Genomic DNA, 18,338 nt, shown 5'->3' on the forward strand with positions numbered 1-18,338 from the left:
CCAGCCCGCGCCCGCATGTTGCGGGCGCGGGCTGTGGCGATCGTGGGTACGTTGGCGGTGTGCCCGCGGATGACGACGAAACGACGCCTCCCGCCGCGGCCCCGGCGGCAACCGGCGAGGCCGTGGTCACCGCCGAGGTGACCGCCGGCCCGCCGCCGTGGCTGTTGCGGGCGTTCCTGCTCGCCGCGGCGACGGTGGCCGGGTTGTTCGCGGGGTTCTGGGTGCTGACCCGGTTGCAGGGGTTGCTGACCATCCTGCTGGTTTCGCTGTTCCTGGCCTTCGCCATCGAGCCGGCGGTGAACGCGCTCGCCCGCCGCGGGATGAAGCGCGGACTCGCCACGGGCGTGGTCTTTCTCGTGCTGGCCGCGGTGGTGGTCGCGTTCTTCTGGACGCTCGGGGCATTGCTCATCGATCAGGTCACCACCCTGGTCAACAACGCGCCGGAGTATGCCGACCAGGGCATCGACTGGATCAACCGGACGTTCGACGCGAACCTGTCCGGCACCGATATCGAGAAGTACACCAGCGGCTGGAGCAAGTACCTCGAGGGCGCGGCGGGCAACGCGTGGGACATCGGGACGCGCACGGTCGGGGTGGTCTTCCAGTCGCTCGGCGTGCTGCTGTTCACCTACTACTTCGCCGCCGACGGGCCGCGCTTCCGCAACGCGGTGTGCTCGCTGCTGCCGCCGCGCAAGCAGCGACATGTGTTGCGCGCCTGGGATATCGCGGTGGAGAAGACCGGCGGCTACATCTACTCGCGCGGATTGCTCGCGCTCGCCTCGACGGTGGCGCACTATGTCGCGTTGCGCGTGCTCGATGTGCCGTCGGCGTTCGCCCTCGCGCTGTGGGTCGGCGTTGTCTCGCAATTCATTCCGACCGTCGGCACCTACCTGGCGGGCGCGCTGCCGATCATCGTCGCGCTGGTACACAGCCCGTCGGACGCGCTGTGGGTGCTCGGCTTCATCGTGGTGTATCAGCAGTTCGAAAACTATGTGCTGCAACCGAGAATCACCGCGACCACCCTGGACATGCACCCGGCCGTCGCGTTCGGCGCGGTCTTGGCGGGCGCGGCGCTGCTCGGTGCGACCGGCGCCCTGCTGGCGATTCCGGTCACCGCGACCGTGCAGGCGTTCGCCGGGGCCTACATTCGGCGCTACGAGGTGCAGACCGATGTGGACCACAACGCGCCGTTGCCGCCCGCACCGCCGAAGCCGCATCGGAAGTGGGCTCGCCAGTTGACCATTCGGTTCACCGGAGCTGACCGGCCGAAGTAGCCGCGCACCGCCGGATCTGTTCGAGCAGCGCCTGCGTGATCTTGCCCATCTGCGCGCGGCTGTGGTCCGCGGTGTCGTGCTCGACCTGGATGGTGAGCCGGTCGCCGACGGTGAACACGGTGAGTTTCGGCGGCATGCCCGGGCCCATCGCGAAGACATCGTCGCGGATGTGCTGGACGCCCGCGGGGGTCGAATGTGCGGGCAGGCGGCCGATATTGGACATGGCGAGGGTGGGCGGCGAGGCGAACGCGGCGGCCGTCGCCGGGTCCGTCACGCGCTGTGCGGCCAGCAGGAACCGGCCCGCGTCATGGCGTTCGGCGGCGGCCTGCATGCCCGCCGCCACCAGCAGACCGATGCCGATCGGGCTGTGGTCCGGCTCGACCTCGACGGCGGTGCCGACGCCGGACGCGACATTCAGCATCGTGCTCGCGGGCAACGGCGGCACCAGCTCGCCGCGCACGTCCACGGCGTGCCCGCAGATCATCGGCAGCGCACCGGTATCCGGCTCGAGCTGCGCACGGAACGCGACCAGCGCGGCGCCGGCGAGCAGGCTGTTGACCGAGAGGCCGTGCGCCCGAGCGGAATCGACCAGCGCGGTGGTCTCGACGGTGTCCAACTCGATGCGCCGCACCGCGAAACGTCCGAGCGGATCGTCGGACACACCGTCGTAGGGCAGGCTGCGCGGCGCCGCCGCCGGATCGATCATCGTCACACCCGCGGCCGCGAGTTCCAGGAACTCCGCCACCTCGGCCTCGGAAAAGACCTCGGCGAGCCGGGTATCCATCGCCTCGGGCAGGGACTGGTCCGAATCATCGACCGGCAGCGGGCTGCCCGCGACGTGCGCGGTGTAGCGCCGCCACAGCTCCGCGAGCAGCGCGAAAGCCGAACGGCCATCGGAGATTCCGTGATGGATGACCAGCACGACTTGCTGGCGCGGGCCGGCGCGGAACAGCTGGGCGCGGAACAACCCGTCGGTCCAGTCCCGCGGACCGTTCACCAGCCGCAGGTAGTCGGCCTCGTCGCCATCGGCGACGTCCAGGCGCGGGCGGTAGTCGTCGTCGCGACGCACGTGCGGTGTGCCGTCGGCCGCGGTCACCACCTTGCTGCGGAGCAAGGGATGAACGGCGGCCAGCTCGCCGAGTACGCGACGCAGGATCGCGGAGTCGATCGCACCGTGCACGGTCGAGCCGATGAACAGCGGCATGCCGCCGGCGGGGACGCTGCCGAGCTGGGTGTCCGTGCCGAAGAACATGGATTCGAAGGGGGAAATGGGTCGCTGTGCGGTCATGTTCCCGACCATACGCACGTTTCAAACAGTTGTCACAAACATATGTTTGAAACATTTGTCACAAACACACGTATGCCCGGCTGCTATCGTGCGGAGGTGGGAACCCGAGACGATCTACTCGCCGCGGCCAAGCAGTGCCTGGCCGAACGCGGCTACGCGCGCACCACCGTGCGCGACATCGTGGCCGCCTCCGGCACCAACCTCGCGGCGATCAACTACCACTTCGGCACCCGGGACAAGCTGCTCACCCAGGCGATGATGGAAACCACCGCGAGCGCGGTGCAGCAGATCCTCGACTCGCCGCCCGCCGACGATCCGGCCGATCCGGCCGTGCGCCTGCACGCCTTCCTGCAGCGCCTGATCGACTCGTTCACCGCGGACCGGCCGCTGTGGTCGGCCAATGCCGAGAGCTTCGCCCAGGCGCTGCACTCCCCCGAGCTGCGCACCGAGTTCGGCATAGCGCAAGCCCAAGCGCGCGAAGGTCTTTCACACTTCTTCGACGACGACTCCACCGATCCCGCGGTCGGCGCGGTGTTGCAGACGATGATCGGCGGACTGCTCATCCAATGGCTGGTCGACCCGGACAACGCGCCGACGGCCGAGACTCTCACCGCGGGCCTGCGCACGCTGGGCGAGGCCACCCGCCCGGCCTGACCGGCACCGGGCGACCGTCCGGCGAACTCACCGGCCCGTGCTAACGTTCCCGCCCGTGCCGATCACCCATGCTGGAACGATGGCGATTCTGCTGGGGCTGGTGTCGATGTGCGCCACGCTGGTCGGCGGGCTCGTCGCGGTGCGCATCGGCGACCGCAAACACCTGGTGCTCGGCCTGGCCGCGGGCGTGATGCTCGGCGTGGTCTTCTTCGATCTGCTGCCCGAGGCGCTGGAACAGTCCAGCCAGCACGTGCTCGGCGTGCCCGCCGCACTGATCGCCGCGGTGGGCGGCTTCCTGACCATCCACGTGATCGAGCGCGCGGTCGCCATCCACACCGGGCACGAGCAGGAATTCGGCACGCACACACACGGTTTCGAATCCGTCGGCCTACTCGCCGCGGCGGGCTTGATCTTTCACAGCCTGCTGGACGGTTTCGGCATCGGCCTCGGCTACCAGGCCGGCGCCACCGTCGGCGCCGCGGTCGCCATCGCGGTCATCTCGCACGACTTCGCCGACGGCTTCAACACTTTCACCATCTCCACCCTCTACGGCAACGCGCGCAAACGGGCGCTCACCCTGCTCGCCCTCGACGCCATCGCCCCCGTCGTCGGCGCGATCCTCGGCTCCCTCATCCACGTCCCACACGGCGTCGTCGGCCTCTACCTCGGCTACTTCGCCGGCTTCCTGCTCTACCTCGCCACCGCCGACATCCTCCCCGAGGCCCACGCCGTACACCCCTCCCGCCTCACCCTCGCCTGCACCGTGGCAGGCGCAGGCCTCATGCTCGGCGTAGCCGCCCTCAACCACTGACCCGTCAGAAGACCGGCTCCGGCATCAACACCACCCGCCAGCCATCCGGATCGGGAAAGGTCAAGCCGCCGTTGGCGGTCCAGTAGGGGTTCTCCGCCTCGACCGGTTCGACGCCGAACTCCGCGAGCCGCCGCGCCGCCTCGGACATCCGCGCGGCGTCGGAAAAGTACAGCACCAGTAGGTTTTCCGCACTCGGCGCGGCGCCCGGGCTGCCATTCACCTGCGTCGTGAACTCCAGGTGGTAGCCGACTCCCGGTAACCCGACCATCACTCCGGCATAGCCGTCGTGGTCCGCGAACCGGAAGATTTCGCGCAACCCGAGCCCGTCGACGTAGAACCGCACCACCTCGTCGAGTTGATCCGTCGGCCGGGCGATCCGCACCTGCGCCACCGGCCAGGCGTCATTGTCTGCTCCCACATTCCGACGATACGACCAGGTTCTTAGCAACCAAGGTTGACTATCGTGATTAGTCAACTAAAGTTGCTTGCATGGCCAACCCTGAAATTCCCGACTCCGGCGAGCCCGCGGACCGGCTCGCGGCTGTGGTCGCGTTGCGGCGCTTGGCCGATCAGCTGGAGGACAGTGCCGTCGAGGAGGCGATGCGGGCGGGTTGGGGGTGGCCGCAGGTCGCCGAGGCGCTCGGCGTCACCCGGCAAGCCGTGCACAAGAAGCACGCCAAGCGGCTCATCGCCGCGGGCGTCAGCCTGAGGAGGCGCTGACCATGACCCCATTCGACGAATATCTGCACACGGTCATCACCGAGGGCAGCAGCGAAGCGCGGCGCGACGGATCATCGACCGTCGAGGCGCAACACCTGCTGCTGGCGATCGCCGCGCAGACGGGCACCGCGCCACAGCGGGTGCTGGCCTCGGTCGGACTCGACCATCAGGCGATCCGCGACGCACTGCACCGCGAGTTCGAACACAGCCTGAGCGCGGCAGGCGTATCGCTCGCCGACCTGAACGTGCCGCGCGCACAGGGCGTCCGCAACGGCTCCCCGAATGTCGGCGCCTCGATGAAGCTCGCGCTGGAGCGCGGCTTCAATTCCGTTCCCCGCAAACGAGATCTACGCCCCGCGCACGTACTGCTCGGCATCCTGCGCGCCGACGTCGGCACCGTGCCGCGGGCGCTCGCCCTGGCCGGGGTGGATCGAACGGATCTCCAGACCCGAGTTCAGCACGCGCTGGAGGAAGCGTGACAACGGAACACCCTGAGGTGCAACGCCTTCTGGACGAGGCAGTGAGCAAGCGGGGTCTACCCGGCATCGTCAGCGAGATCCGCGACGAGCACGGTCGCTGGTTCGGCGCCGCGGGCGTGTCCGACACCGCAACCGGCTGCGGACGCGATCCGCAGGAACAGTTCCGCATCGGCAGCGCCACAAAGGCATTCACGGCCACCGTGGTCCTGCAACTGGTCGGCGAGGGCAAGCTGAGCCTCGACGACGCGGTCGACACATGGCTGCCCGGACTGATCACGAGCGACGGCGGCTCCGCGATCACCGTCCGCCAACTGCTCAATCACACCAGCGGACTGTTCACCCACACCGACGACGACCAGGTACGCGCCGGAACCGGCTGGCGCCCCGAACAACTCGTGCGCCTCGCCATGACCCACCCGCCGTACTTCGCGCCCGGCGCGGGCTTCCGGTACTCCAACACCAACTACGTTATCGCCGGAATGCTGATCGAACGGTTGACGGAAAACTCACTCGCCCAGGAGGTCTCGCGCCGAATCAGCGAGCCGCTCGGACTGGCCGCGACCTACCCGGCAGGCACCGAAACCGTGATCGACGGTCCCCATCCACGGCACTACACGACCTTGTTCAACCCGGCCCCCGACGCCGAGGTCTACGACATCACCGACGCCGACCAAACCTGGTCCGGCGCTTCCGGAGACATGGTCTCGACCACCGGCGATCTACAGGTGTTCCTGCACGCCCTGCTGACCGGGCAACTACTTCCACCCGACCAGCACCGCGAGCTGTGGACCACCGTATCGACCGACGGCGCGGAATGGGTCGCGAACACCCGATACGGCCTGGGCGTCTTCGAGCAGGAACTACCAGGCGGCCCAACGGTTTACGGACTGGCCGGAGCCACCATGGGCTCCTGGACCTGGGCCATGGGCAGCCGAGACGGCGAACGCATCGTGGTGACCCACACCAACGGCGACTGGAACGACCCCATGGCGGTCTTCCTCGCAGTGATAAAGGCCGCCCTCCCGTAAGGGGAAGACGGCCTTCATCTTTCAGCTGTTGAACTCAGGGACGCCCGGCCCGAGCGGCAGGCGCCTGCTCCCGGGTCGCGCGGGTGTGCGGCGCACCGCCACGCGCGGAGCGGGTCGCGGTACGACCGGCCGCATCGAAGCTGTGCACGGCGGAACCGTTGCCGCCACGCCCGTTACGGCTGCGCGGCTGACCACCGGCAACATCACCGGCGCCACGTCCGCCGCGACGCGGCTGGCCACCGGCGGCACCGCGCGACGCGTCATCCGTGCCCCGCGCGCTGCGGGTACGCGGCTGCCCACCGGCAACGGCGCCCTCGCGCGGTCCACGCTCGCCACGGCTGCGCGCCTGACCGGCGGGCGCGCCGTACCGGCGATCGCCGCCGCCGCGCCGATTGCGGTTGCCCTGACCGTCGGAGTTCGACGCCACGGGCATCGCGCTCGGCGCGACCCGCGGTGCGATGGTGCCGACCAGCGCCGTCACCGGCGCCGAATCGGCGGTCACCCGCTGGGATGCGACATTGATGTTCGCCTTGCGCAGCAGGGCCGCGACATCGCGACGCTGCTCCGGCAGCACTACGGTGACCACGTCACCGGCGCTGCCCGCGCGAGCGGTACGACCGGAGCGATGCAGGTAAGCCTTGTGCTCGGCCGGCGGGTCGACGTGCACGACCAGCTCGACGTCGTCGACGTGCACGCCACGCGCCGCGATATCGGTCGCGACGAGCACCCGGGCCGTGCCGTTGCTGAACGCGGCCAGGTTGCGGTCGCGGGCCACCTGGGACAGGTTGCCGTGCAGGTCCGTCGCGGGAATGCCCGCGGTGGTCAGCTGCTTGGCCAGCTTGCGGGCCTGGTGCTTGGTGCGCATGAACAGGATCCGGCGGCCGGAGCCGGCGGCGAGGGTCTCCACCAGGACGCGCTTGGCCTCGACGCCACCGACCTCGAAGACGTGGTGGGTCATCGCGGCCACCGGCGAGTCCGCCGTGTCCACGGAGTGCGTCGCCGCGTTGCGCATGAACTGCTTGACCAGCTTGTTGACGCCGTTGTCCAGCGTCGCGGAGAACAGCAGGCGCTGGCCGCCGCTCGGGGTGGCCGCGAGGATGCGGGTCACCGCGGGCAGGAAGCCGAGGTCGGCCATGTGGTCGGCCTCGTCCAGCACGGTGATCTGCACGTATTGCAGCGAAACCACGCGCTGACGCATCAGGTCCTCGAGCCGGCCGGGGCAGGCGACGACAATGTCGACGCCGGCGGAGAAGGCCTTGGCCTGCCGGTGCTGGGAGACGCCACCCATGATGGTGGTCACCTTCAGCCCGGCGGCGGTGGCCATCGGCTCCAGCGCGGTGGCGATCTGGGTGGCCAGCTCCCGGGTCGGCGCGAGGATCAGGCCGCGCGGCCTGCGGCCGGGGCGCTGATCGCCGCCGGCCAGGCGGTCGACCATGGGGATGGAGAAGGCGAGCGTCTTGCCGCTACCCGTCTTGCCGCGGGCGAGCACGTCGCGACCGGCCAGGGTGTCGGGCAGCGTGGCCGCCTGGATGGGGAACGGAGCCGTGATGCCGCTCGCGGTGAGGGCGCCGACCAGCTTCGCGCCGACTCCGAGAGCGGCGAACGACGTGGTGGGGGCAGGGCTCGAAACAGGGGTGGTCATATGTGGTGGGTGTGCCTTCCAGGCATCGGGGTGTACCCCAGCGCTGCGCAGGATTGTGGTCCGTGCGTTCGGTGTTATGACACCCAGCTGAGGCGCCGACGCGAAAGGTAAGACATCCACGACGGATCGAGAGGGAGCGTGAAGATCAACGCTTGCCTTTGGTAACTCTACCGCAACCTCGCGTATTCCTCGCCTTCGGACCGCGAGGTCTGTAGTGGGTTACGTCACGGCCCGCCGGACCGGACATAACCGGCCGACGCGCAGTCCCACGCCCGACGACGGCCGCCCCCTGCGAAAACAGGGGGCGGCCAACGCAGTTCGGCCTACTCGCCGGCCAGCGCCCGCCTGCGCACCCGGCGTGCCGCGGCGACCAGATTGCGCAACGACGGCTCCAGCTGCCAGTAGTGCCGCGTCTTCAAGCCACCGTCCGGATTCGCCCATAGTCGTTCCGGGGTGATGGCTTCCGCTGCGGCGGTGAGCAATTCGTCCAGCTCATCGATGTCCGGGATGCGCGCCGAGCGGCTCTCGTACACGCCGGGACCGACGCCGTGGGTGAGTCCGTGATCGGTGCCGCTGTCCGCCGCGAGCGCCTTCACCACCCATTCGATCGACCGGGTGGCCACGATCGCGGTGACGTCGCAGTCGAGCTCCTCGATCGCCTCGACCACCTCGGCCCGGCCGGAATACCCGATGTGCGTGTGGATCTGGGTCTCCGGCTTGACCCCGGAGGTGGCCAGCCGGAACGCGCCGACCGCCCAGCGCAGGTACTCCGCCCGGCCCTGCGGCCGCAGCGGCAGCATCTCCCGCAGCGCGGGCTCGTCGACCTGGATGATCGCGATGCCCGCCTTCTCCAGGTCGGCCAGCTCGTCGCGGATGGCCAGGGCCACCTGGTCCGCGGTCTCGTGCAGCGGCAGGTCCTGCCGGACGAACGAGCGGGCCAGCATGGTGACCGGCCCGGTGACCATGCCCTTGACCGGCTTGTCGGTCAGCGACTGGGCGTAGCTGATCCACTCCACCGACATCGGCGCGGGCCGGGACACGTCGCCGTAGATGATCGGCGGCCGCACGCACCGCGACCCGTACACCTGCACCCAGCCGAAGTGCGTGGTCGCGAAGCCGTCCAGCAGCTCGGCGAAGTACTGGATCATGTCGTTGCGCTCGTGCTCGCCGTGCACCAGCACGTCGAGGCCGATGTCCTCCTGCAACCGGATGGTCGCCTCGATCTCGGCTTCGATCCGCTTCTTGTAGTCATCGAAGGACAGCCGGCCCTGGCCGAGTTCGTAGCGCGCCTGCCGGATCTTGCCGGTCTGCGGGAACGAACCGAGTGTGGTCGCCGGGACCGGCGGCAGGTTCAGCTTGGCCTGCTGGGCCGTGCGGCGCACCGAATACGGTTCGCGCGTCCGCATTTCCGGCGTGACCGCGTAAACCCGTTGCCGCACAGCGTGCTTCTGCTTGAAGTGCACCTCGGTCGGCCGCTTGCGCCAGCTCTCCGACGGGCCGTCGGTGAGCGCCTTGGCCAGCGAAACCACCTCGCCCACCTTCTGTTTCGCGAAGGCGAGCCGGTCGGCGACGTTACCCGGGATGTCGTACTCGATGAGCAGGTCGTAGGGCACGTGCAGCAGCGTGGTGCCGGTCGAGACGACCAGGTCCGGGCACACCTGCGCGAGCCGGTTCAGGTACTCCAGCGTGACGTGCCGGTCGGCGCGCCAGACGTTCTGGCCGCTGATCACCCCGGCATAGAGCCGCTTGCGGCGAATGCCCGGGATCTCCGCCAGGTCCTCCGGCGAGATCCGGTAGCTGGCCAGGTCGAGGCCGATCGCCTCCACATTGCTGGTCGCCAGGATCCGCAGCGCCTCACCGAAATCGCCATACTGACCGGTGACGAGCATCCGCGGCCGCAGCGGCGCCTTCGACAGTCGTTGGTAGGCGGCCTCGAACGCGGCCAGCTCTTCGGGCGTGCGCTCGCTGGTGAACGCGGGCTCGTCCAGCTGCACGCAGGTCGAGCCGCGCTTGGCCAGGATCTCGAACAGCTGCTCATACGCGGGGAGCAACTTGTCCAGCAGCTTCAGCGTGTCGAACTCGTCCTGACCGGGGATCTGCCCTGCCTTGGACAGCAGCAGCAGCGACAGCGGACCGAGCACCACCGGGCGCAGCTCGATGCCGCGCTCCTTGGCCCGGTCGAATTCCGCCAGCAGCGCCTCGGGATGCAGCGAGAATTCGGTGTCGGCATCCAATTCCGGCTGCCGATAGTGATAGTTGGTGCCGAAGAACCGCACCAGTTCCAGCGGCGGCACATCCGGATTGCCGCGCGCCATCAGGAAATAGAAGTCGAGTGGATCCAGCTCGTCCCGGTACGGCTCGAACCGCTTGGGCACCGCGCCGAACAGCAGCGCGTTGTCGAGCACGTGGTCGTAGAAGGAGAAGGTGTTGCCGGGGACCTGGGTCAACCCGGTGGCGGCGAGTTCGTTGAACTGCCGGTCTTGAATGTCGCGGCCCACCGCGAGCAATTCGGCGCGGGGAATCGCACCGCGCCAATAGGCCTCGAGGGCCCGCTTGAGTTCTCGATGCGGTCCGATCCGCGGGTAGCCGAGGATGCTCGACCCGTAGCCGTCGGTCACGTTCACCATGAGCGCGCTGCTCCCTTCGATGGCTGTGCGGCGCCCACCGGAAACAATGGACGCCGCACGCTATAGCGCCTGGGTTGAATCGAAACGAGCTCAGGCCCGGTTGTACTGGTAGAAACCCGCGCCGGTCTTCTTGCCGAGCAACCCGGCCTCGACCATACGCATGAGCAGCGGCGGAGCCGAGTACAGCGGCTCCTTGAACTCCTGGTACATCGAGTCGGCGATCGACTTGACCGTGTCCAGGCCGACCAGATCGGTCAGCGCGAGCGGACCCATCGGGTGCGCGCAGCCCAGGACCATCGCCTTGTCGACGTCGTCCTTGGTGGCGAAGCCGGACTCGACCATCCGGATGGCCGAGAGCAGGTACGGCACCAGCAGCGCGTTGACCACGAAACCGGAGCGGTCGGCCGAACGGACGACCTGCTTGTCCAGCACGTCACCGGCGAACGCCTCGGCCCGCTTGGACACGGCCTCGCTGGTCTTCAGCGTGGTGACCAGCTCGACCAGCGGCAGCACCGGCACCGGGTTGAAGAAGTGCATGCCGACCACGCGCTCGGGCTGGGTGGTGGCGACCGCGATCTTCATGATCGGGATGGAGGAGGTGTTGGAGGCCAGCACGGCCTCGGGGTCGGTGACGACCTTGTCCAGCTCGGCGAAGATGGCGGTCTTCACCTTCTCGTCCTCGAGCACCGCCTCGACCACCAGCTGGCGGTCGGCGAAGTCGTTGAGGTCGGAGGTGAACCGCAGTCGCCAGGCGGCCTGCTCGCGTTCCCGCTCGGTGATCTTGCCGCTGCTGACGCCGCGGTCGAGCGAGCGCAGGATGCGAGAGCGACCCGCGGCGGCCAATTCCCTGGTCTGTTCGAAGACGAGCACGTCGACGTGCGCTCGCGCACACACCTCCGCGATTCCGGCACCCATCTGTCCGGCACCGATGATGCCGACGCGTTGAATCTTCTCGCTGCTCACGTCCCGCTCCTGCTGTTGGTCTGGCTAGTCGGTGGCTGGAGGGGGTGTGCTCTGGTGTGAGCGGCCCCTCGATGGTCCAAGGTATAGGGATGCCCTCCCCGCTGGGGCTGTTCAGCGGGGAGGGCGGTACACCCCTACTGGGGGCTATCGGTATTCACGTCGGGAACCTCATTCCCTGGGCGAATCACGAGTGGCTCAGTGGAACTGGCCTTCTTCGGTCGAGCCCTTCAGCGCCGCGGTGGACGTGTTCGGGTCAACGGTGGTGGCGATGGTGTCGAAGTAGCCGGCACCGACCTCACGCTGGTGCTTGACCGCGGTGAAGCCACGCTCGGAAGCGGCCTTGAACTCGCGCTCCTGCAGGTCGACGAAGGCGGTCATGCCCTCGCGGGCGTAGCCATAGGCCAGGTCGAACATGCCGTAGTTGAGCGAGTGGAAGCCGGCCAGGGTGATGAACTGGAACTTGAAGCCCATCGCGCCGAGCTCACGCTGGAACTTCGCGATGGTCGCGTCGTCCAGGTGGGCCTTCCAGTTGAAGGACGGCGAGCAGTTGTAGGCCAGCAGCTGGTCCGGGAACTCGCCACGGACGGCCTCGGCGAACTTGCGCGCGACCTCGAGGTCCGGCACGCCGGTCTCCATCCAGATGAGGTCGGAGTACGGGGCGTAGGCCTTGGCCCGCGCGATGCAGGGGTCGATGCCGTTCTTCACGCCGTAGAAGCCCTCGGCGGTCCGGGTGCCGTCCAGGAACTCCCGGTCGCGCTCGTCCACGTCGGAGGTGATCAGGGTGGCGGCCTCGGCGTCGGTGCGGGCGATGATCACCGACGGCACGTCGGCGACGTCGGCGGCCAGGCGCGCGGAGGTCAGCGTGCGGATGTGCTGCTGGGTGGGGATCAGCACCTTGCCACCGAGGTGGCCGCACTTCTTCTCCGAGGCGAGCTGGTCTTCCCAGTGCACGCCCGCGGCGCCGGCCGCGATCATGGCCTTCTGCAGCTCGTAGGCGTTCAGCGCGCCACCGAAGCCGGCCTCGGCGTCGGCGACGATCGGGGCGAGCCAGTTCTTGACCGAGTCGTCACCCTCGACCTTGGCGATCTCGTCGGCGCGCAGCAGCGCGTTGTTGATCCGGCGCACGACGCTCGGGACCGAGTTGGCCGGGTAGAGGCTCTGGTCCGGGTAGGTGTGGCCGGACAGGTTCGCGTCACCGGCGACCTGCCAACCGGACAGGTAGATGGCCTTCAGGCCGGCGCGGACCTGCTGGACCGCCTGGTTGCCGGTGAGGGCGCCCAGGGAGTTGATGTAGTCCTCGTTGTTCACGAGATCCCAGAGGATCTCCGAACCGCGGCGAGCAAGGGTGGCCTCTTCGACGACGGTGCCCTGGAGCTTCGACACCTGCTCGGCGGTGTAGTTACGGGTGACGCCCTTCCAGCGGGGGTTGGTGTCCCAGTCCTGCTGGATTTCCGCAGCGGTCTTCGGGGTGCCGGCGTTCGACATCTCTGACTCCACTTCCTCGTTTTAAGTCGATTGCCCCACGGCCGAGCGGTGAAACAGCTCGAACTGCTGGAGCGGCAATTTGCAGGCTTGCTAGGCCCATGGGGTGTACTTCCACACGATTGCACAATGCGAAATGGCCGTCTACCTGTTGCTAATGTGAATCTAAGCTAGGTTTCGATCCCCGTTTGCTAACTCTGCGAAATTTGCGAGCAAATTGCAAAGATGGAACCTACCGGCAAGTAGCCCTGACATGCGGTTTTAGCGTAACGCCCGTACTGTTAGACATCGGCCGCGTGTCGGTCATCGGCCCGGCCATCCATTCCGGGTTGTGAGGACGTTCACAAGTACGGGCGGGTGCCGACTGTGTGGGCCACGCCACCCGCACGTGGGCGGCAGACATCGGTTCGGGCAGACTGGGTCGAAGCCGAACTTGGACGTGCGTCCGGCTTCCGCTGGGGAAGCTTCCGGCGGCACGCGCACCCGGACAGGAGATCCACCTATGCGGAAATCGGTCATCGCCGTCGCGTTCACCCTCGCCTGCACCGCAGGCCTGCTGAATCTGCCCGCCGCGTCGGGCGCGCCCGTGGGCACGGTCGAGTCGGTCGCGCCGCTCGCCCCGGCCGCGACGCTGCCCGGCTCGGTGAATTCGTCCCGCATTTTGTACAGCTCGACCACCGCCAATGACGTGCCGACGACGGCAAGCGCGGCGGTCTACTTCCCGCCGGGCGCGCCGCCTCCGGGTGGCTGGCCGGTCATCGCGTGGGCGCACGGCACCGTCGGCCTGGGCGACGACTGCGCGTACAGCATCGCCGGGCCGGGCGCAGTCGAACGGGACTGGGCCTACCTGGGCACCTGGTTACAACAGGGCTATGCGATCGTGGCCGCCGACTACGCCGGGCTCGGCACACCGGGTGAGCATCCGTACCTCAACGGTGTCGTGGAGGCGCACAACGTCGTCGACGCGGTCAAGGCGGCCACCGAGCAGTACCCGTCGCTGTCGAAGAAGTGGGCGGTCGTCGGGCAGTCGCAGGGCGCGGGGGCCGCGGTCTTCACAGCGCGCTACGCCACCGAGTTCGGCGGTTCGGCACTCGACTATCGCGGCGCGGTCGGCACCGGCACACCGGCCTATATCGAGGACATCCTGGTGCCGCTCGGTCCGGGCGTGCCTCCGGTGAAGCTCAGCCCGCACACCACGGGCTACGTGCTCTACATCCTCAACGGGCTGCGCACCACCTACCCGGAGTTGAACATCGACTCGTTCCTCACCGACTCGGGCCGCTCGTGGCTGGCCAAGGCGCGCACCGACTGCCTCGTCCCGCTCGGCGACGAACTCGCCGCGGACGGCGTCGTGGTCGGCAATCTGTTCAGCAAGCCGCTCTCCCAGATCCCCGACCTGCACGGACTGCTCACCCGCTACCTCGGCCTGCCCGAATCCGGCTACGACAAGCCGCTCTTCCTCGGCCAGGGCCTGCGCGACACCGACGTCATCACGCCGGAGACGCTGCGCTTCGCCGCGGTCCTGAAGGCGAACGGACAACCGGTACAGCTACACACCTATCCCGAGGACCACAGCGGCACCGTGAACGCATCGCTGCCGGACTCGGTGCCGTTCGTGCGTGGTTTGTTCAGCTGATCCCCCGGCATGCGCGGCCGGCCTCGCCACCCGGCCGCGCAGTCATATCGCTAGCCGGACAGGCTGCTGAGCGTGCAGGTCAGTTGCGCGAGGGGGTGGATCACCCCGACGCAATCCTTGGCGACCGACTCGACCGCCGGGCTGGCAGGCTCCAGCGGAAGCGGTGCCGCGGTAGCAGCGCCGGCACCGATCAGGGTGGCGGCGCCGATGACAGCGCCGACGACGATTCCACGTAATACGGACATCCAGATACTCCTCATGTGGTTCGTGCAGGTTGAAAAGTATTGCGCCGGACATGATTTCCGCTGCCCCAGCGCGGCCCGATCCCCGAATAACCGGCCGCGTCATGTCCGTCGGCGTGGACTACGAGATCGAATTGAGGATGCAAGCCGGCAGAAAGATCTGCTGGCCGTAATCGCAACCCGACCCCTGGACGGGCTCGACCACCGGAGCGGCCGGCTCCAGCCAAATCGTGTCTGCCATGGCTGCCCCGCCGCCGACCAGGGTTGCGGCACCGATCAGGGCGCCGACGACGATTCCACGTACTGCGAACATTCAGAACTCCTCATGCTTCGGGTAGACGGCCGAACATAGTCGGCGAGCACCCGTAGTGCATGACCCGAATTATGTTGTCTCTCAATCGAGTCGACCGAAGTTCAGGCGGTCTTCGCCGGATGGACCCTGCGCCAGTGTTCGGCGATGTCGATGCGGCGGGTGATCCAGACCTGATCGTGGGATTGGATGTGGTCCAGGAAGCGTTCCAGGGCGGCGATTCTGGCCGGGCGGCCGACGATGCGGCAGTGCAGGCCGATCGACAGCATCTTCGGACTGCCTTCCGCGCCTTCGCGATACAGCACGTCGAAGGCGTCGCGCAGATGCGCGAAGAACTGCTCGCCGGTGGGGAATCCGGCGGACGAGGCGAAGCGCATGTCGTTGGTGTCCAGGGTGTAGGGCACCACCAGGTGGTCGTGGCCCCGCACGGTGACCCAGTAGGGCAGGTCGTCGGCGTAGGAGTCGGAGTCGTAGACGAAGCCGCCGTGCTCGACCACCAGCTCACGCGTGTTCGGTGAGTCGCGGCCGGTGTACCAGCCGAGCGGCGCGGCCCCGGTGAGCTCGGTGAGCAGGCGCACCGCCTCGGCCATGTCCGCGCGCTCGGTGTCGCGGTCGGTCAGCTGATAGGACTTCCAGCGCAGGCCGTGGCTGGCGATCTCGTGCCCGAGTTCGCGAAATGCAGCCACCGCCTCCGGGTTTCGCCGCATCGCGTGCGCGACGGCGAAGATGGTCAGCGGCAGCCCGCGGCGTTCGAAGGCGCGCAGCACGCGCCACAGTCCGGCGCGGGAGCCGTACTCGTAGAGCGACTCCATGCTCATGTGCCGATTCGGAAAGGCCTCGGCCGGCGTCATTTCCGAGAGGAAGGTCTCCGAGGCCGGGTCGCCGTCGAGGACGTTGTTCTCGCCGCCCTCCTCGTAGTTCAGCACGAACTGCACGGCGATCCGCGCGCCGCCCGGCCACTGCGGGTCCGGCGGGGTACGGCCGTAGCCGATGAATTCGCGGGCGGGCTCGTAGGATTCGCTCATCCGCCGAGTTCTCCGTAGAGGCGCAGCCGGGCCAGGCCGCCGTCCGGATAGATGTCCAGGCGCACCTCCTCGACCGAGGCCGCCATCGGCGCGATCGCGAACTGATGCCTGGTATCGGGCAAAAGCTCGGTGCGCGGCAGCAATTCGAGCTCGGTGCCGTCGTTGGTGCGGCCGGTGAGCCGCGCCGCGCCGGGGCTGTTGCCGAGGAAGTAGGAGGTATCGATCTCGGCGAGCCGGATCAGGCCGGGTCCGGCGAGCCGGATCTGCACCCAGTCGTTGCCGTCGTCGCGGCGGCGGGCGGTCTCCCAGCCGTCGCCCATCTTCCGGGCCAGCCCGGGATACAGCAGCTGATTCGGCGAGCTGTAGAAGCGATTGGAGCAATCGATCACCAGCGCACCGTTTTCCAGCGCCGCCAGGTCGAGCGGTCCGAGACCGAGCAGGCGCGGATCGGGACTACCCTCGCCGTGCACCCGAAGCCGGGCTACGCCGCCATCCGGATGCATGGTGAGTTTGACGTGGGTCCACCGTCGTTCGCTGGCGACGGCGAACGGATTACCGCTGTCCCCCTCGACCGGTGCCCGATCGACCAGGATCTCCCAGTCATCCCGTGCGGCAATGCTTTCCGCCGTCGGATAGTCGTCGATCTCCAGCGCGGCAATGGACACCGCGGGCGGATAGTTGCCCTTGAACCAGGCGGTATCGACCACGACGCCGCGGATCACGCCGGGCACGCCGAGCCGCACGATGGCCGAGTCGTCGCCGGGCCTGCCGCGGTGCCTGCGGGTTTCCCAGCCGTCGTAGACCTGACCCTTGTGCCCGAAGGTCGACGGCTGATATTCGGCCGGACCCGGATTGATCAAATTCTCCTTCTCCGCGAAGAATTCGTCGTTGGCCCAGATCACCGAGCCGCCGAGCGGGCGCACGGCGAGGTCGGGCAGCAGGGTGAACTCTTCCCGGTCGCTCACGACCGCACCTCCTGAGGAATCGGCGAACGCGTGACCAGCGCACGCAATACCGCCGGTGACAATTCGGGCGCTCGCGTGGCGAGATCTTCGGCGGTGCGCGCACCGCACTCGATGCCGCGCAATACGGTGGCCGCCAAGGCTTCCGCGGTGGCGGGTTCATCCATGACGCCGCCCGACCGACGATCGAGGTAGGCCTGCAAGCGCGGCACCGCCACGTCGATCGCCTGCCGGAAGAAGTCATAGGTCGCCAGCCAGCGGGTGATCAGATGACCGGGGTGCATGTCCCAGCCCTGGTAGTAGCCGCGTCGCAGCGACCGGCCGACCAGGCGGTGGTGATTGCGCAGCGCCACTTCCGGATCGGTGTCGGGCACGATCTGGGTCGAGCCGTCGCACACCCAGACGCCGGTCTGCGCCGCGGCGACCTGCATGACCGCCTTCGCGTAATCCGCGGCCGGGTGGTCCAGGGCCTGGTCCGGCGCGGCGACGCCGCACGCGGCCGTGTAGTCGTAGGTGCCGAAATGCAAAGCGCTGCAACGACCGTCGGCCAGTCCGATCATCCGCGCGATCGGCGCGGTGCCGTCCGCGGCGATGATCGCCTGCGGGCTCTCGATCTGCAGCTCGAAGCGCAGCGTGCCCGCGGCGAGGCCGTAGCCGCTCTCCAGTCCTTCACACAGCGCGACCAGCGGCGGAACCTGTTCGGCCGCACGGATCTTGGGCACGGTGAAGACGAAACCCGGTGGCACGTCGACCATCGCGGCCAGCACCAGTTCGAGGGTGCGCAGCGTGCGGTTCCGCTCGCTGACCGCCAGCCCCTTCGTCCGGATGCCATAGCTCTGCGGGCGATACGGCGTGTACGCCCAGGTCGCCAGCACGGCGCCGGCCGCGCTCGCCGCCGCGTCCTCTTCCGCGTCGGACCGGAAGCCGTAGCCGTCCTCGAAGTCGATCCGCAGATCCTGGATCGGGTCCCGCTCCAGCCGCCTGCGCACCTCGGGCAGCGATCCGGTCGTGTCCAGCTCGGCGAGCAGATCCGCGTGCCGGTCCAGCAATTCGAGCGCGGCGGCGCCCCAGACCTCGGGCGTGTCCTCGGCAATGCGGTCGGCAGGCACATACGCGGTGTGAATCGGCTGTGCTCGTCCGTCCGGCCCCGGGTAGTTCGCGCGCAACTGGGCGTCGACGGTGTCGAGCATGGCGT

At 68.4% G+C, this 18,338-nt stretch carries 18 protein-coding genes; 7 read left to right on the top strand and 11 right to left on the bottom strand.

Features of this window, described 5'->3' with window-relative positions; translation table 11 throughout:
- The first annotated feature begins 59 nt into the window (after positions 1-59).
- Positions 60-1,274 carry an AI-2E family transporter gene (locus AB0M22_RS11190; protein ID WP_364723740.1) on the top strand — a complete coding sequence of 405 codons (1,215 nt, stop codon included), beginning with the start codon at positions 60-62 and terminating at the stop codon, positions 1,272-1,274.
- On the opposite strand, the gene AB0M22_RS11195 is transcribed toward AB0M22_RS11190, so the two are convergent.
- Positions 1,249-2,562: a hypothetical protein gene (locus tag AB0M22_RS11195; protein ID WP_364723742.1), complete on the bottom strand. Its 1,314-nt coding sequence runs from the start codon at positions 2,560-2,562 to the stop codon at positions 1,249-1,251. The genes AB0M22_RS11190 and AB0M22_RS11195 overlap by 26 nt on opposite strands.
- 96 nt (positions 2,563-2,658) lie before the next feature.
- Between AB0M22_RS11195 and AB0M22_RS11200 the strand changes: the two genes are divergently transcribed.
- A complete protein-coding gene (locus tag AB0M22_RS11200; RefSeq protein ID WP_364723745.1) occupies positions 2,659-3,216 on the top strand; it encodes a TetR/AcrR family transcriptional regulator in 558 nt (185 codons plus the stop codon).
- Between the two features lie 79 nt (positions 3,217-3,295).
- Positions 3,296-4,027 carry a ZIP family metal transporter gene (locus AB0M22_RS11205; RefSeq protein WP_364723748.1) on the top strand — a complete coding sequence of 244 codons (732 nt, stop codon included), beginning with the start codon at positions 3,296-3,298 and terminating at the stop codon, positions 4,025-4,027.
- A gap of 4 nt (positions 4,028-4,031) precedes the next feature.
- On the opposite strand, the gene AB0M22_RS11210 is transcribed toward AB0M22_RS11205, so the two are convergent.
- Positions 4,032-4,445, bottom strand: coding sequence for a VOC family protein (locus tag AB0M22_RS11210; protein WP_364723751.1), 414 nt, complete (start codon positions 4,443-4,445; stop codon positions 4,032-4,034).
- A 71-nt stretch (positions 4,446-4,516) separates the two neighbouring features.
- Between AB0M22_RS11210 and AB0M22_RS11215 the strand changes: the two genes are divergently transcribed.
- From AB0M22_RS11215 to AB0M22_RS11225, 3 genes are read left to right on the top strand one after another with little or no spacing between them, the layout of a single operon-like run.
- The gene (locus AB0M22_RS11215) at positions 4,517-4,747 is read left to right on the top strand and encodes a hypothetical protein (RefSeq protein ID WP_364723754.1); all 231 of its coding nucleotides are present in this window, start codon (positions 4,517-4,519) and stop codon (positions 4,745-4,747) included.
- A gap of 2 nt (positions 4,748-4,749) precedes the next feature.
- Entirely contained in the window at positions 4,750-5,226 is a 477-nt protein-coding gene (locus AB0M22_RS11220) for a Clp protease N-terminal domain-containing protein (protein WP_364723757.1), read from the top strand.
- A complete protein-coding gene (locus AB0M22_RS11225; RefSeq protein ID WP_364723760.1) occupies positions 5,223-6,254 on the top strand; it encodes a serine hydrolase domain-containing protein in 1,032 nt (343 codons plus the stop codon). Before AB0M22_RS11220 ends, AB0M22_RS11225 begins: the two co-directional genes overlap by 4 nt.
- A 34-nt stretch (positions 6,255-6,288) precedes the next feature.
- On the opposite strand, the gene AB0M22_RS11230 is transcribed toward AB0M22_RS11225, so the two are convergent.
- The 4 genes from AB0M22_RS11230 to aceA form a co-directional block, all read right to left on the bottom strand.
- Positions 6,289-7,896, bottom strand: coding sequence for a DEAD/DEAH box helicase (locus AB0M22_RS11230; protein ID WP_364723763.1), 1,608 nt, complete (start codon positions 7,894-7,896; stop codon positions 6,289-6,291).
- A 323-nt stretch (positions 7,897-8,219) separates the two neighbouring features.
- The gene (gene metE, locus AB0M22_RS11235) at positions 8,220-10,523 is read right to left on the bottom strand and encodes a 5-methyltetrahydropteroyltriglutamate--homocysteine S-methyltransferase (RefSeq protein ID WP_364723766.1); all 2,304 of its coding nucleotides are present in this window, start codon (positions 10,521-10,523) and stop codon (positions 8,220-8,222) included.
- Between the two features lie 90 nt (positions 10,524-10,613).
- Complete coding sequence (locus AB0M22_RS11240) at positions 10,614-11,486, bottom strand: 3-hydroxybutyryl-CoA dehydrogenase (RefSeq protein ID WP_150399891.1); 873 nt, start codon at positions 11,484-11,486, stop codon at positions 10,614-10,616.
- A 195-nt stretch (positions 11,487-11,681) separates the two neighbouring features.
- A complete protein-coding gene (aceA, locus tag AB0M22_RS11245; RefSeq protein ID WP_357385317.1) occupies positions 11,682-12,971 on the bottom strand; it encodes an isocitrate lyase in 1,290 nt (429 codons plus the stop codon).
- A gap of 499 nt (positions 12,972-13,470) precedes the next feature.
- On the opposite strand from aceA, the gene AB0M22_RS11250 reads away from it, so the two are divergent.
- On the top strand, positions 13,471-14,604 hold the full coding sequence (locus AB0M22_RS11250; RefSeq protein WP_364723771.1) for a lipase family protein: 1,134 nt from the start codon (positions 13,471-13,473) through the stop codon (positions 14,602-14,604).
- Between the two features lie 50 nt (positions 14,605-14,654).
- Here the strand turns inward: AB0M22_RS11250 and AB0M22_RS11255 are convergent, their stop codons facing one another.
- The 5 genes from AB0M22_RS11255 to AB0M22_RS11275 all read right to left on the bottom strand — a co-directional run bounded on the left by AB0M22_RS11255 (position 14,655) and on the right by AB0M22_RS11275 (position 18,333).
- A complete protein-coding gene (locus AB0M22_RS11255) occupies positions 14,655-14,849 on the bottom strand; it encodes a hypothetical protein (RefSeq protein WP_364723774.1) in 195 nt (64 codons plus the stop codon).
- Between the two features lie 118 nt (positions 14,850-14,967).
- Entirely contained in the window at positions 14,968-15,159 is a 192-nt protein-coding gene (locus AB0M22_RS11260; protein ID WP_364723777.1) for a hypothetical protein, read from the bottom strand.
- A 101-nt stretch (positions 15,160-15,260) separates the two neighbouring features.
- A complete protein-coding gene (gene puuE / locus AB0M22_RS11265) occupies positions 15,261-16,181 on the bottom strand; it encodes an allantoinase PuuE (RefSeq protein ID WP_364723780.1) in 921 nt (306 codons plus the stop codon).
- A complete protein-coding gene (alc, locus tag AB0M22_RS11270) occupies positions 16,178-17,146 on the bottom strand; it encodes an allantoicase (protein WP_364723783.1) in 969 nt (322 codons plus the stop codon). Before alc ends, puuE begins: the two co-directional genes overlap by 4 nt.
- A complete protein-coding gene (locus AB0M22_RS11275; protein ID WP_364724104.1) occupies positions 17,143-18,333 on the bottom strand; it encodes an aldolase/citrate lyase family protein in 1,191 nt (396 codons plus the stop codon). The genes alc and AB0M22_RS11275 overlap by 4 nt, the downstream gene beginning before the upstream one ends.
- Positions 18,334-18,338 lie beyond the last annotated feature (5 nt).

Origin of the sequence: Nocardia sp. NPDC051756, assembly GCF_040681495.1 — a bacterium.
Classification (GTDB): domain Bacteria; phylum Actinomycetota; class Actinomycetes; order Mycobacteriales; family Mycobacteriaceae; genus Nocardia.